Source organism: Lysinibacillus sp. RS10 (assembly GCF_041956855.1).
GTDB classification, from domain to species: domain Bacteria; phylum Bacillota; class Bacilli; order Bacillales_A; family Planococcaceae; genus Lysinibacillus; species Lysinibacillus xylanilyticus_A.
The window spans coordinates 2,708,304-2,723,713 of record NZ_CP167122.1; the positions used below are offsets into that span (position 1 = coordinate 2,708,304).

13 protein-coding genes are annotated in these 15,410 nt (G+C 38.2%); all 13 read right to left on the minus strand.

Going from position 1 to position 15,410, the window contains the following annotated elements:
* Window positions 1-8 precede the first annotated feature (8 nt).
* Window positions 9-1,559 (minus strand): class I adenylate-forming enzyme family protein, encoded by a 1,551-nt coding sequence (locus ACB089_RS13890; protein ID WP_374966931.1) that lies wholly within the window; start codon window positions 1,557-1,559, stop codon window positions 9-11.
* A 90-nt stretch (window positions 1,560-1,649) separates the two neighbouring features.
* Window positions 1,650-2,834 (minus strand): acetyl-CoA C-acetyltransferase, encoded by a 1,185-nt coding sequence (locus ACB089_RS13895; protein WP_374966932.1) that lies wholly within the window; start codon window positions 2,832-2,834, stop codon window positions 1,650-1,652.
* Window positions 2,835-3,339: 505 nt separating this feature from the next.
* Complete coding sequence (locus ACB089_RS13900; protein WP_374966933.1) at window positions 3,340-5,043, minus strand: acyl-CoA dehydrogenase family protein; 1,704 nt, start codon at window positions 5,041-5,043, stop codon at window positions 3,340-3,342.
* Between the two features lie 119 nt (window positions 5,044-5,162).
* The gene (locus ACB089_RS13905) at window positions 5,163-5,942 is read right to left on the minus strand and encodes an enoyl-CoA hydratase/isomerase family protein (RefSeq protein ID WP_374966934.1); all 780 of its coding nucleotides are present in this window, start codon (window positions 5,940-5,942) and stop codon (window positions 5,163-5,165) included.
* Entirely contained in the window at window positions 5,939-6,817 is an 879-nt protein-coding gene (locus ACB089_RS13910) for a 3-hydroxyacyl-CoA dehydrogenase family protein (protein ID WP_374966935.1), read from the minus strand. The genes ACB089_RS13905 and ACB089_RS13910 overlap by 4 nt, the downstream gene beginning before the upstream one ends.
* A gap of 440 nt (window positions 6,818-7,257) precedes the next feature.
* The gene (locus ACB089_RS13915; protein WP_374966936.1) at window positions 7,258-7,806 is read right to left on the minus strand and encodes a hypothetical protein; all 549 of its coding nucleotides are present in this window, start codon (window positions 7,804-7,806) and stop codon (window positions 7,258-7,260) included.
* Window positions 7,807-7,845: 39 nt separating this feature from the next.
* A complete protein-coding gene (locus tag ACB089_RS13920; RefSeq protein ID WP_223555245.1) occupies window positions 7,846-9,075 on the minus strand; it encodes an NAD(P)/FAD-dependent oxidoreductase in 1,230 nt (409 codons plus the stop codon).
* Window positions 9,076-9,563: 488 nt separating this feature from the next.
* Window positions 9,564-10,730: an ABC transporter substrate-binding protein gene (locus tag ACB089_RS13925; RefSeq protein WP_374966937.1), complete on the minus strand. Its 1,167-nt coding sequence runs from the start codon at window positions 10,728-10,730 to the stop codon at window positions 9,564-9,566.
* 47 nt (window positions 10,731-10,777) lie between these two features.
* A complete protein-coding gene (locus ACB089_RS13930) occupies window positions 10,778-11,500 on the minus strand; it encodes an ABC transporter ATP-binding protein (protein WP_374966938.1) in 723 nt (240 codons plus the stop codon).
* Window positions 11,500-12,267, minus strand: a complete 768-nt coding sequence (locus ACB089_RS13935; protein ID WP_374966939.1) for an ABC transporter ATP-binding protein — start codon at window positions 12,265-12,267, stop codon at window positions 11,500-11,502. The genes ACB089_RS13930 and ACB089_RS13935 overlap by 1 nt, the downstream gene beginning before the upstream one ends.
* A 2-nt stretch (window positions 12,268-12,269) precedes the next feature.
* Complete coding sequence (locus tag ACB089_RS13940) at window positions 12,270-13,310, minus strand: branched-chain amino acid ABC transporter permease (protein WP_374966940.1); 1,041 nt, start codon at window positions 13,308-13,310, stop codon at window positions 12,270-12,272.
* Between the two features lie 15 nt (window positions 13,311-13,325).
* Window positions 13,326-14,198 carry a branched-chain amino acid ABC transporter permease gene (locus ACB089_RS13945; protein ID WP_374966941.1) on the minus strand — a complete coding sequence of 291 codons (873 nt, stop codon included), beginning with the start codon at window positions 14,196-14,198 and terminating at the stop codon, window positions 13,326-13,328.
* Between the two features lie 285 nt (window positions 14,199-14,483).
* Complete coding sequence (locus ACB089_RS13950; protein ID WP_374966942.1) at window positions 14,484-14,894, minus strand: acyl-CoA thioesterase; 411 nt, start codon at window positions 14,892-14,894, stop codon at window positions 14,484-14,486.
* Between the last annotated feature and the right edge of the window lie 516 nt (window positions 14,895-15,410).

Genomic DNA, 15,410 nt, shown 5'->3' on the forward strand with positions numbered 1-15,410 from the left:
ATCTCATACTAACGTGTAAATGCTTTATTATACTTAACTAGCTCTTCTTTCAACTTTATTTTGCTTATCTTCCCTGACGCTGTGACGGGTAACTCATCTAGAATGAGGAACTTGTCTGGAATTTTGTATTTGACAAACCGCTCTTTCATAAAAGCAAGTAATTCCTCTTCGTTAGATGTCTCCCCTTCACGAAGGACAACACAGGCATATGTCAATTCGCCAAATATCGCATCTGGAAGACCGATGACTGCCGCTTCCAAAACAGCTGGATGTTGATGAAGCGTTTCCTCTAATTCCCGCGGATAAATATTAAATCCACCTTTAATGATCATTTCTTTTTTCCGACCGACTATACGAACGTAACCATTTTCATCGATTGTAGCCAAATCTCCTGTATAAAACCAACCTTCCTGATCAATCGCTTGAGCAGTTTCTATCGGCATATTGTAATAACCTTTAGTCACTCCAGGACCTTTACAAGCAAGTTCACCAACCTCGCCGACCTTACACTCCTGACGATTTTCATCGACCACTTTTAATTCCACGCCAGGTATCGGTCGACCCACTGTCTCTGAACGAGCCTTATCATCGGCATCAAATCCAGTCAGCGTAAGTGTTGCAGACGTTTCAGTTGAGCCATATGCGATTAGTATATTGCAGTTCATATTCGTCCGTATTTTTTTTACAACTTCCACCGGACATGGTGCAGCAGCCATTTCACCTGTTCGAAGGGAACTTAAGTCATATTTCTCTAAATCAGAAGAATTCAGTTCCAATATAAACATCGTTGGAACACCTGGATGTACAGTTACTTTTTCTGATTCGATGAGTGCCAATGCCCCTGTTACTGAATACTTCCGCATTATTACTAATTTCCCACCACAAAATACTGCCCGAAGGAGAAATGTGATACCCATAATATGAAATAATGGATTTGGAATTAAAAACACATCATCCTCTGTACATTCCATAATTTTTGAAGCTGAACCGGAACTAAATAATACATTTTCATGCGTTAGCATCGCACCTTTTGGACGTCCAGTTGTGCCTGATGTAAACATAATTGTAAATAAATTACCTTTCGGCTCAACGCGAATATCTTCAAATTCATTACCAACTAATAAATCATCATAATAAAGATATTCCTCTGCCTGAAAACCAACGGAAATTAGGATCTCCAACGATTCTATTTCTGCACGAAGCTCTGAATAAAAACTTACTTCTCCACAAAGTAACGCTTTGGCTTCTGTTTGCTGCACTATATAGGAACTTTCCTCCTTGGTGAAAAATGGATTAAGTGGAATTAAAACAGCTCCAACACGTGCAATAGCAAATAATGATGTGACGAATTCAATTGAATTTATGAGTGCAACCGCCACGCGATCCCCGCTATTAATACCACTATTTATTAGTCCTTGTGCAAGTTTTGTCACTTCACGATCTAATTGTCCGTATGTCATTCTTCTTTTTTCATAATAGATTGCTTCCCGATTCGGCAATTTATTAGCTTTGATTTTCAATAAATCACTGACATTAGAATGCATTACAATGTTATCCAAATTATCCACCTCTCCTACTATAGATAGTCCCAAAAACTGGCTAGAAATTAAATGCTCAAATCGACTTCCACGGACAACACTTAGAATTACTTATATTTTTTGTAATGATTCCCAAATTGCTGCGATTCCTTGGCCGCCGCCGATGCAAACGGCTGCTGCACCATACCTTTTATTACGTCTTTTTAACTCGTAAATAAGTGAATGTGTGATTCTTGTTCCGCTTGCTGCAAGTGGATGTCCAAGAGCAACAGCACCACCATTAACGTTTCCTATTTCCAAGTCAAATCCTAGTTCCTTCTGGCAAGCTAAATATTGTGCGGAGAAAGCCTCATTAATTTCGATCAAATCCAAATCTTCCAACTGTAAATTTGCTTTTTTCAAAGCTCCTCTAATTGCTGGTACCGGACCAATCCCCATATATTTGGGGTCAACACCAACAACATCCCATGAAACAAGACGCGCAATCGGTTTCAATCCATTCTTCTCTGCATAATGGCTAGATGCAATAATCACTGCCGCTGCACCGTCAACCATTCCACTTGCATTTCCCGGCGTAACAACCCCTCCCACAACAAAACGGGATTCCAGCTTCCCGAGCTTTTCCATAGTTGTCTCACGGATATGTTCGTCATGTTCAACGATGCTATCACCTTTACTTCCTTTTACATTTACAGAGACAATTTCTTCTTTAAAATAGCCTTTTTCTCTCGCTTTGATAGCGCGCTTATGACTGGAAAGTGCATGGGCATCCACTTCTTCGCGTGTTATTTTATACTTTTCTGCAAGGTTTTCTGCGGTTTGCGACATGGTGTATCCAGCGTTCGTATCAAGTAAGCCATCCCATACCCAGTCTTCAACTATCGGTCCTCCAAGAGGGCTTCCCCATCTCGCACCGCGAATAACGTGAGGTACTTGGCTCATATTTTCAGTACCACCGGCCAAAACGACATTCGCTTCTCCTGTAAGAATATAGCGTGCACCAGTTAAAATTGCCTCAATACCAGTACCACAGACACGGTTGATTGTGATTGCAGGTACCTCAAGAGATGTACCAGCTTTCAAACCAACATGTCTTGCTAACATATGAGCATCTTTACTCGACTGCTGAACATTCCCGAATACGACTTGATCGATGTCATCCGGGTTGATATTTGATTTACGAATTGCTTCTTTTGCTGCGATTACACCTAGTTCTGTAGCCGTAATGTCACGGAATGAACCTGAAATTTTTGCAAATGGCGTACGTGCACCTTCTAATAAAACAATGTCTGTCATTCTATACATTCCTTTCACTATTCTTGAGGCCACTGAAAAAAAATGATTTACCTAAAAAATATTAATGAAAAATCTACTATTTGGATTCACTACTCTGGCATACGCTATCTTTGAGCGGTACCGAGCTTCCTGAGCCAATTGGAAGTTGGTCATGAAGGCTTCGGTCGACTCAGGACGACGCGACCCTAAGCAAGCCTTCTTCTCTTTCGCTTCGTGTAGGGCCTCGACTTTCTCTCTCATTCTGAATATTAAGAAAAATTCAAGTGTGTCGATTAAGCATTTTTATACATTTAAAAAAAGACTGATTTCCGCTACGGACTACTCGCTTTCCTGTGGGCGGGAGTCTAGTAGCCCTACACTATACTCAGCTAAAATAGGAATATACAGGCAAATGAAGCAACAAAAAAATTCCTTTTATCACTTAATGAAAAACCTATTTTTTCCCAATAACACACCTGTTAAAAATTCTCCTTTTCAGTTTTTCAGTACCTCTACTTCGTATTAATTAAATCATATAGCGTTCTATCGCAATTACTCGATCAGCAATACGCCTCTTTGTTTCAACTATATTTTCTTTACTACTTGCAATCAGGCGTCCCGTTGCATGTGAGAACTCCTCATGATCGTTAAGATGATTAAGTAAATTTAACCCTACAATTGCACTCCGTTGCGCAATTTCATGAATTAAGACTTTTGCACAATCTAATTTTTGTCCATTTTGTTCTTCCCCAGACTGCTTGATTGCTTTTTCAGCACGCAGGATGGCACTTTCACTTGTGTAAATACCAATTGCAAGATTTGCAAGGAATGCCGCAATTTCTTGCTCTTCATTCATATTATCGATACTAGCCTGATGAATCGCTTGGATTGTCACATGGTAATAATCCTTCAAAAGACGGAGTGTCTGTTTTTCATGTTGAAGTGGACCATTTTCAGGATGTACTGAATGATTTTTTGCAACATAACTTTTCAACAATGTAGAAGCTATTATGATTCTGTTTATTTCATTTGTACCTTCAAAAATTCGATTGATACGTGAATCACGGTAAAGAGTTTCTACCTCATATTCCCCCATATAGCCATACCCACCATGAATTTGAACAGCTTCATCGATGACAAAATCTAGCGTTTCAGAAGACAAAACTTTATTCATCGAACATTCGACAGCAAAACCTGCAATTGTTTCACCGTAACTCGCACCGTTGTCTTTCATTTCCTCAAAACCTTTTTGCATTGCACCAGCCGTGCGATAGACGCTACTTTCATTGGCATATATTTGAATCGTCATATCAGCAATTTTTTGTTTGATCAAATTAAAACTAGAAATTGACTTGTGAAACTGTTTACGCTCATTGGCATACTTTGTCGCAAGTTCAATCGATCGCTTGGAAATACCAAGTGTCGCTGAAGATAATTTAAAACGACCAATATTTAAGACATTAAAAGCGATGATATGACCACGACCAATTTCTCCAATCACATTTTCTACCGGTACTTTTACATTTTCCAAGATGAGTGAACGAGTTGACGATCCTTTCAGCCCCATTTTTTTCTCTTCAGGACCAGTCGTTAAACCCTCGTACTCTTTTTCAACGATAAATGTCGTTATTTTAGCGTCGCCTATTTTTGCATAAATAATAAAGATATCTGCAAATGCCGAATTTGTAATCCACTGTTTTTCTCCGTTCAGCACATAATATTTTCCATCAGCTGATAACTTAGCAGTTGTTTTCAATCCCATTGCATCAGTTCCAGCAGATGGCTCCGTCAACGCATACGCAGCAATCTTTTCTCCAGTTAATAAAACAGGCAAATATTTATCTTTTTGTCCCTTATTTCCAAAGTAAGCAATTGGTAGTGCACCAATTCCAGTTTGTCCCCCAAATGTAATGGAAAAAGAACGGCTAATAGCCATCTTCTCAGAAATGATTGCGCCACACACTTTCCCAAGGTCCAATCCGCCATCTAGTTCCGGAATATCGGCACCGATTAATCCAAGTTCTCCCGCTTCTTTAATAAGACGGACCGTTTCATCGAATTCTTGATTTTCAATTTTTTTTAGTGCAGGCATAACTTTATTCATCACAAACTTCTCAGTCATATCGGCAATCATTTTATGCTCTTCACTAAAATCTTCCGGTGTGAATATATCTTCCAGAACAATACTTCTGGATAAGAAGCTATTAGTCTCCTTTTCTTCTATAAACACTTTCTTTCACTCCCTCCATCTAGAAATTTGGTTATTCACTGTTTGTCTTACCAAAGTTTTGTAGAAAATAAAGAACCTGATGACTTTGTATATGAACGTTTCTATAATTATTAGTTTTATTAACGACCAGTATAAACTGGCTTTCTCTTCTCAACGAATGCATTCAAGCCTTCTTTTCGATCTTCTGTGGAAAATGCATTACCGAAACATGCTGCTTCAATGATTAACCCAGAATCGATATCTGTATTACTTCCAGCATTGACGGCCTGTTTTACCATTTGCAGGGCAACTGGTGGCTTTTGAGCAAGTTTTTTTGCCCATTCTTTTGCAACAGGTATTACTTCTTCAGCTGGCACAACTTTATTTACAATACCCAGTTCAAGTGCACGAACAGCATCGAACATTTCTCCAAAATAGAGGAGTTCTTTCGCTATCCCCTGCCCAACAATTTTAGGTAATCGCTGAGTGCCTCCTCCGCCAGGAATAATTCCAAGACCTACTTCTGGGAATGCGAACTTTGCTTTTTCAGTGCTAATACGTAAGTCACACACCAGAGCAAGTTCTAGTCCACCGCCAAGTGCCATTCCATTCAACGCTGCTATGACTGGCTTAGTTGAATTTTCTATTTGTGTGAATACTGATCTAGATACTTTATTCATCTTATTGATTCCAACAAGATCCAATCCCGCCATTTCGGAAATATCTGCACCAGCAACAAATGCTTTTTCACCACTGCCAGTTAAAACAATTGCCCGAACATCATCCTCTTCATCCAACTTACTGAACACATCAGATAACTCATTGAAAACTTGAGTATTTAGAGGATTTACAGGCGGACGGTTAATCGTTATTGTAGCTATATTATTTTCAACTTCCACTAACAAAGATTTATATATCATTTTTTCACCAGCTCCTTTTTTTCTTTATAATCGTAAAATCCTGCTCCTGATTTCTTACCGAAACGACCAGCTCTCATCATTTGTTTCATTAGTAAAGGTGGTGCAAAGCGTGGATCGTTAAATTCATTGTTGAAATATTCCATTACATGGTAGCCGATATCGACACCAGCATAGTCTTGTAATTCAAACGGTCCCATGGGGTAGTTCAAGCCAAATTTCACTGCTTTATCAATATCTTCTGCAGTTGCTACACCTTCTTCTAAAAGACGAATCGCCTCGATAAACTGAGGGATCATAATGCGATTGACAATAAATCCAGGCGTATCTTTTTTGACTTCCACAACTTCTTTCCTTAGTTGAAGTGACAGCGCTTTCAAAGCAGACACTGTATCATCACTCGTTTCGTAACCGCGTACGATTTCTACTAGCTTCATTAATTGTGCAGGGTTGAAAAAATGCATACCTGCGACACGATCCGGACGTTTCGTTGCAGCCGCAATTTCTGTTATGGACATGGATGATGTATTCGTCGTTAATATGACATCTTCTCTAACAATTACATCAAGTTGTGAGAATACCTCTTTCTTTAAATCGAGATCTTCAAGAACTGCTTCAATAACAACATCGACATCTTTCAAATCTTCAAGCTTTGTAGTTGTCTGGATGCGCGTAAGTGTTTCCTGCTTTTGCTCTTCAGTCATTTTTCCTCGCTCAACACTTTTTGACATAAATTTATTAAGCCGAGCCATGGCCCCTTCTAAATACCTGTCTTCAATATCTCGCAAAACTACGTTAAAGCCATTTAATGCGGCAAGATTTGCAATACCTGCACCCATAGAACCAGCGCCAACTACACCAATTGTTTTAATGATCATTATTTATCTCCCCTAACTTTTTTCTATATTTTCATTATATACAGACAATTTTTCGCATTGTATCTACATAGTGTAGGAAAACGAGATCTTCTTTCATCAAATAATATGAATTTCTTACTTTTCATTCATAAGTGTTACCTTTGAAATCCCTTAAATAAATCCATGAGTCTTCATACCACCTTCTCCCTGATCATATTAGCCATAGGTAAACCTCTACAGGAATAAAGAATGCCTGGAAAATAAGAGACAATCGACAAAGGAAATAAGTTTTAACTCACATAAATCACTTATTCAAGTCATCCTCCTTCTCAAAATAGAACATTTCACATTACGATTATCTTTTTCTATTACAATAATAAATACAAAAAAAGCTGTACTGGAGGTAGCTCCGGTACAGCTTTTCTGTTGTAAGTTACGATGTATAAATATGTTGTTTCATATTACAATAGATAAATCCTATTTCCATCTAGACCCACAGGTACGTGACCCATTTCAAGCAATTCAAGCAAAGGAATAAACAAATCTTCCTCACCTGCAAGTTCTGCTGTACAAACGAGAACTGCAATGTACATGGCGTGTCCTACAAAGAAATTAACCTGCTTTTCATCACCGAATTCTTGGAATGCTTTTTGAAATGTTGCATGAAAAACTGCTTGCGGTACGGATTCAATTGCTATTTTAAGCAAATCTGCTTGACCTGCTTCATCAATATTTTTTTTCAATTGATCTGGAAGACCACTCAAAACTTTCCATAGATTGCTATTATCAAATGTCAGTTTACTAATTGTTTCTGATGTCTGCTCTTTGGTTACCCACTGAATTTCGTAATCATCCACTTGCAACTTCCGCATTAAGCGTTGTAATGCTTCTTCGGCAATCTTTTCTTTAAATCCTGCTTTTTCGTACCAGTCTATAGCAGATAATCGTTCAGCTATCTCATTGATTGACTGCGCTTTCGAACCAAACTTATTCTCACTAATCAACACCATGCGATAATCCTCCTTTTCAACTTCAAGTTTTAATAACCATTAGTATTTTGTTGTCAGTTCAGGTGGACCAAATTTCGGACCATATGGACCTTCATCGAGCCAGCGTCCTAGAGTCGGAACGATTGAAACGAGTGAAGCTGCAAGTTCGCGCTTCATATTCATTTCTCGCGAATCGCCCTGTAAGTGATGAAGCGCAGTTGTCGATCCATCTCTATTCCACAATGCTGCAATTCTCCGTTCAGTGGCCGCTGCAACAATAGCTTGACAACGTTCTGCTTCACTAGTTGCTTTTATTGCCTGTTCGATACCACGAACCGCAATAATTGCATCAGGTATCCCAGAATTCAATCCACGTGCACCGAAAGGAGCGAATAAATGAGCTGCCTCTCCCGCTAGCAAGATACGGCGCTTTTCATCCGTAAATGAATCGACAACTACTTGATGGAAACGGTACGAGGACACCCAAGTAACTCGTTCTGCATATTTTGGATTCATCACTTTTGGAAGCCACTCTTTCACACTTTCTTCTGTGCCGTAATCTTCGACCTTATCTTCAGCTAGCAATTGAAGATCGACACGCATGCCTCCCTTAAATGGAACAAACATTACGTTACGGCGTTCCATTGCCGGGTGCTGATAATGGAAGATCCGTTCAATAGGCATTGGATCATTTTCATCCTCTTCAATATCAACGACTATGAATGTATCATTCGTACGCGGACCTTCAAATTGAATACCAGACTGTTCACGCACGACAGAGCGTGCACCATCGCAGCCGATTATATAATCTGCTTCCCAAATCTCACCTGAAGCCGTTGTTAACTTGACGCCTCCATCTGTAATGTCTAGATCCTTTGCAGATTCTCCCCATACAAATTCAACACCTGCCTCAGAACAAGCATTGTAAATATGCTTTTCTATCTTATGTTGATGAAGCGATGCAAAATGTGGTAATTTAGTCGGATCTTGAGTATTGGTTACCCCATAATTACGCACATAAACTTCTTTTCCACGGAATAAAGTTCTTTTGATTGGCCAAATAACTCCATCTTTCGACAATTCAAAACCAAGACCTTTTGATGTTTCTTCCAGTAACTTTAACGATGCCCCATGAATATAGATCGCTCGGCTACCAGCTCGCGGAGTATCCTTTTCTTGCGATTCAATTACTACACATGATATACCTTTTTTTTGAAGGGCCAATGCCGCAGTAAGTCCAACTGGTCCAGCTCCTACAACAATTACATTTCTTTTTTTCACATTCACCATTTATTACATCCCCTTTTTTAAGCAATTGAAATAGTATTCAATCTGATTTTAGTGATCAAACTTCTATAAAAAAGGTCCATCACCATAACGTGTGGTTGATTTCCGTTCCGACTGGGTGCTTTCCTAAGGGCGTCCGATGAGCCGCTTGGAGCAACAGATGTTTTTTGCGCGAAAGCGCAGCGTCAGCAGCAAGTGTTTTTTGTGCGAAAGCGCAGAGCTAACGTAGCGATAGCAACAAGATGTTGGTCACAAAGGCGTTATCACAGGACGTCCCTAGGTGCTCGCTCCAGAGGCTCATCTGTACGCTGTCCCTAAGGAGTCGCCCAGACTTCACTCCAATCAACTAATATACATGGCATATATTTTTAAAAATATCCTACACAACTTTTGGTAAAGAACCTTAAAAAAACTAAAAATACTTTATAATACCATTATCTTTTTTTAAAAAAGAGACCTATATTAATTTTTAATGTTATAGGTCTCTTTATTTACTCAGTAAACTTCCAATCATTATTTTCAATACTTAAAACAGATATTCCATCAGGCTCAGGGCTTGCTTGTGATACACCAAAATCAAAAGTTCCCGTAGCCCCTAAGTATTTTCCTAAATCGTTTTGTAAATAAGTATGAATATCTTCAGATGTTACATTTCCTGCTTTAATCGCATTTACGACAACATTTATACCGTCCAAAAGATGCGCAGCGAATAAGTCTGGTTCACTATTAAATTCTTTTTTATATGCATCACTGAATGCCTTTAGCATTTCTTTTTGATCCGAATCTGGCAATTGATCTATAACACTTAGTTTACTACCAACTACCATAATGTTTTCATTGTCATCCTTCACTTGTTCCAAGAACCCTTGGTTTGCAGCAGCCGTACTTTGAATCATCGGAATGTCAAAATTCATCGCTTTAAAATTACGAGCGATAATTCCAGCTCCAGGTGTTCTCGACCAAACGATGATCGCTTCGGGATTCTTTTTACGAACTTTTGTCAATTGAATTGTCATATCTGTAGCAGTAGCATCGAACTCTTCATGAGCAATAATCTCGATGTCATTTTCCTTAGCCAACGCTTCAAATGCTGGCATACCAGTTACTCCGAAGCCGTCAGAAGCATTCACCCACGCTACTTTTTTAATATTATTCTTCTTTAAATATTCAACAATCGGCATTGCAATGACCGTTGTGCTTTGTGCCATGCTATATACATACTCACTTTCCGATTCAATCGGTGCAATTGTAAGTAATGGTAGTTTTTTCTCAATTGCTTTTGGTATAATGGCCATCGTAGTACTTGATTGAGTCGCTCCAACAACCGCTACAACATCTTCTGAAATTAATTTATCCATCGCGACTACCGCTTTTGTATCATTCGTTTCATAGTCTTGTTTGATAAGCTGAACTTTCTTACCATCAATTGGACCTGCTTCATCTAATTGTTTTTGTAATAACTCCACAGTCTTTGCTTGTGCGCTACCAAGTGTTGATGCTGGACCTGTTTCAGCTACAATCACACCAATTTTTATAACTCCTTCCTCACTTTTCCCACCGCTTGTCTCCTCTGCATTCTCAATTCCACATCCCGCAACAACTAATAGAAAAACTAAAGATAAAATAGCAACTAGTTTACCCATAAAAAATTTTTTCATACAAACCCTTCACTCCCCCAATTTTTTTGTCAAAACAATTCGTTCACTTACCCTACCTTTATTCCTAGATATGCTGATTTCACTTCGGGATTCGAACTAATTTCTTCATTCGTGCCGTCCATTATGAATTTTCCTTGATCCATTACGTATGCACGATCCGCCACTTTTAACGCTGCTTTAACATTTTGTTCTACTAAAATGACCATTGTTCCCATTTCTTCTTTAATTCGCACTAAAATCTCCAAAATTTCATTCACTATTTTTGGCGCTAACCCCATCGATGGTTCATCTAGGAGAATTATTTTAGGATCAGACATAAGCGCACGTCCAATCGCAAGCATCTGCTGCTCCCCGCCACTCAAATTCCCGCCAATCCTATGATAATGTTTTTTCAATCCTGGAAATAACTCCAGCATTCTTTCCAAATTCTCCTCTACATGTTTCCGGTCTTTATAGTATTTCGAGTAAATCCCTAACGTCAGGTTTTCCTTTACGGTGTGTCCTGGAAAAACTTGACGCCCCTCTGGAACAAGACATAAACCCTTCCCAACTATTTTGTGGGCAGGAAGACCACTAATTAACTCATCTTGAAGTATTACTTTTCCTTCGACTGGTGTGTAAATGCCCGCTAATGTATTTAATAACGTACTTTTCCCTGCGCCATTAGCACCAATAATAGATACAATTTCTCCTTTGTCCACATGAAAGTCGAGCGAATGTAAAATTTGAATCTTCCCGATACGTGAACTAAGACTTTCAACTTTGAACATTAAATTGCCTCCTCTCCTAAATAAGCACTAATTACCTTTTCATTTTTTTGTATTTCATCGGGGGTACCTTCCGCAATCTTAGTCCCGAAATCAAGAACCACAATCCGATCAGCGAGTTGCATAATTGTCGCCATTTTATGCTCTACAAATAAAAATGAATGCCCTTTTTCTTTTAAATCACTAATATATCCTGCCATTGTATTTGTCTCGGCATCATTCAGGCCTGCCATTGGTTCGTCCAACATGATGAGCTGTGGTTTGTAAACAATTGCCCGTGCGAACTCCAACTTCTTTTGCAATCCATAAGATAGTTGTCCAGCTTGTTCATGTAATAGATCACTCATCTCCATCATCGTCAATACTTCATAAGCTGCTTTATATGCATATTCTTCATCTCTTTTTACCGTTGGAAGACGGAATCCAGCACTAAAAACGTTCGTTTTTATATTCACTGAAGTCCCCATCATCACGTTTTCCAATACCGTCATATTACTGAAAATTTGCAAGTTTTGAAACGTCCTGGAGATCCCAAGGTGAGCCAAATCAAAAATTTTCCTCCCTGATATTTTTTTTCCTTTAAAAAGAACTTCTCCGTCAGTCTGTTGAATGTATGAAGAAATCATATTAAACAATGTCGTTTTACCCGCTCCATTAGGGCCGATAACAGCTACAATTTCTCCTTCACCGACATGAAAGCTAACATCATTCACCGCTGTCACTCCACCGAACTTTTTTGTTAAACCATTTACTTGGAGTAAATTGCCCATATCTAAACCCCTTTCTCAGAAGCAACATTTTTCTTAATGGTTACATCTTTTTTTATAGAGCTTTTAACAGGTGATATTTTCCTGACGTCTAGTATTCCAACCAAGCCTTTAGGTATGAAGATCATAACAAGTATTATGATTAAACCATAAACTACAATTTCGACTTCACCATTAATATTGAAATACGTATGCCCTACAAAACGAATTACTTCATTTAAAAACATGATCGAAGCCGTTCCGATAATCGCTCCCCAAATGGAATGGACACCACCGACCATCACCATGACAAGAAGTAAAATTGAAAATGAAATGTAAAATGTTGGTGGTGCGATAAAATTAATGTAATGCGCGTACAGACTACCCGCCAATGAAGCATACACAGCACTTAATGCGAAAATAGCTACTTTATATTTTGTTACATTAACGCCTAGTGTCTCCGTTCCAATTTCACTATCATGAATGCTTCGTAATATCCTCCCAACACTCGAACGAATAATATTAGTAGAAAACAAGATAACAACAAAGACAATACTCCAAACAAAGAAGTAGAAGTTCACTTGGTTTCCTAAGTCCAGTCCCAGTAATGATAAATTTGGAATACCGACTAATCCACCAGCTCCCCCTGTATAATCGCTTAGCCCCACCAATAAAATGTATACAATGATGTTAATCGCAATGGTAGCCAATGCCAAAATATGACCTTTTAGTTTTAGAACTTGCATCCCTATTAAATAAGCAATGATGAACGTCGCGACCATTCCAATTCCCATCGCAACCCATGGTGATACGCTATATTTAACTGTTAAGACACCGGAAACATATGCGCCAATTCCGACAAATGCAGCGTGTCCTATGGAAATTTGCCCAGCGTAACCTATAAGTAAACTTAGACCAATGGTGATGATGCAATAAATCCCGATTAAAATCAAAAGCGTAAATACGTATTGCGAACTTACAACTAGTGGTAATATCAAAATCAATGCAATAAATCCTAAAAAGCTTTTCCAGCGCCTTCCATATAAAATCGTTTCTACTTTCTCCACTATATATCCCCCCTATTAAACACGTTCTCCAGTTGCCTTTGTAAACAATCCTTGTGGTCTGAAAAATAAAACGAGCAATAAGAAACCAAATGCCAATGCGTCCGTATAATAAGTAGAGATGTACCCGCCCGAAAATGCTTCAATGACGCCCAATAATAATCCGCCTGCAACAGCTCCAGGTATGCTGTGCATTCCGCCGAAAATCATTGCTACAAAACCTTTTATACCGAGAAAAAAGCCCATTTCATAAGTTGCATCTGTCAGTGGGGCAATCATGACACCTGCTATAGCGCCTAATCCAGCAGCAATTGTAAAAGCAATCATAGACATCGTTTTTGTGTTAATCCCCATTAAGCTTGCAGCACGTGGGTTTTTTTCACTTGCGCGTAAAGCAGAACCGAGAAATGTTTTTTCAAAAAACCAATAAAGCACTATTAAAAGTGCAAGTAATACTACAAGAATCCATAAACTTTGCGAATTTACGACAGCCCCCAAAAATTCGATTGACTTACTTTCAACTAACGGTGGCAGAGATTTTGGAGATGTTCCCCATATGATCAAACCCATTCCTTTTAAAAAAGTTGAAACACCTAATGTAATAACAACCAACACGATCGGCGTTGCTTTACCAGCAGGATTTATAGCGAATCTTTCAACCGCTAAGCCGATAAAGGCCGTAAGCAAAATCGCAAGTGGAATTGCACCTAAGATTGGGATACCCAAATTGACAAATGTGACACAAGATAATGCTCCAATCATTGCAAATTCTCCTTGCGCCAAATTCAATACCCCTGTAACGTTATAAATCGTTACAAACCCAATAGCTAATAATGCATAAATACTCCCCACAGTTAGTCCAGTAATTAAGTATTGTAAAAACAAATCCATCTGATATAACCCCTTTCGAAATAGCTCTAAATTATTGTCGGTTTTGAAAATGATGACAAAAATCACTTTCTTAATATCCGTCCATTTCTCTTTCACTATTAAGTTATTGGTGCTACGGTTCCGACAAGACACCTTCAAAAAGATAACGCTTTCATAAAAATAAAATTAAAGCAATTAGACTCTTTTATATTTCCTAATATAGAAGACTCTGAAAAACTCAAACCCTCAACTTTTGTAGGATCCGTTTGTCTTCCGCATTAAAAGACTATCTCAATTCCTACCTGATCATATTTTTTGATGTACTGTTAGTTTTTCACGAATATGTTCTGGAATTGCAAATGCTTTTGGTTTCTCTTTAAATGAAGTCCAAGCACGTAATGTGTACCCTTCAGCAATCAATGTCTCTCCACGATAAAATGTATGAAATAATTTAAATACTTTATTGTGAAGCTCGATGACTTCCGTTTTCACAATAACCTCATCTTCAAAAAAAAGTGGCGTCTTAAATTCGCATTTAGAATCTAAAAGTGGCGTCGAAATTTTTTCTATGGATAATAACTCAGATGTTGGATGTCCCAACTCGGTAAAAAATTCATGCATTGCTTCGTCCATCCACCTATAAAAATTTGGAAAAAAAACAATTCCCGCAGCATCCGTATCGCCAAATCTTACTTTAAACGAGTAATCTACAGCCATTATATCCCCCCTGATTTTGAATAAATCATGTATCTACAAACAACTTGCATCGATTTTACTCTTTAATCCAATAGTCTTTTCATGCCCCATAAAACATTTTCAATATTTCACTTTTTTGTAACTATTTTGTAACAATGTAACAATTTTTATTGTTATCGTAATTATATTTTTCAATCATTTTATTTGAAACGTACACTCTGTAGGAATCATTCTATTTTTTTCATCAAAATTGTTAAATAAAAAAGAGACCGACCCATAAAAAAATCAGGGGGCAAAAAAAAAACTATTCTGCGACAATTAAATCGACTAAACAAAAAAATCAAGAAGTGATTCAAAATAGTGAGGAATTTTAAGGGAATGCGAAATCACGCTATAAAATTGAAGCGAAAAATAGTGAGTTCAAAGGCACGGTTATGATGTGGCATCATCTGTGAATCTATTTAGTATGTAAAATGCAAGGTACCCTGCCATATTGACAGTAAATCTCAAAAGAATTAGGACTTTAATGAAGATGAC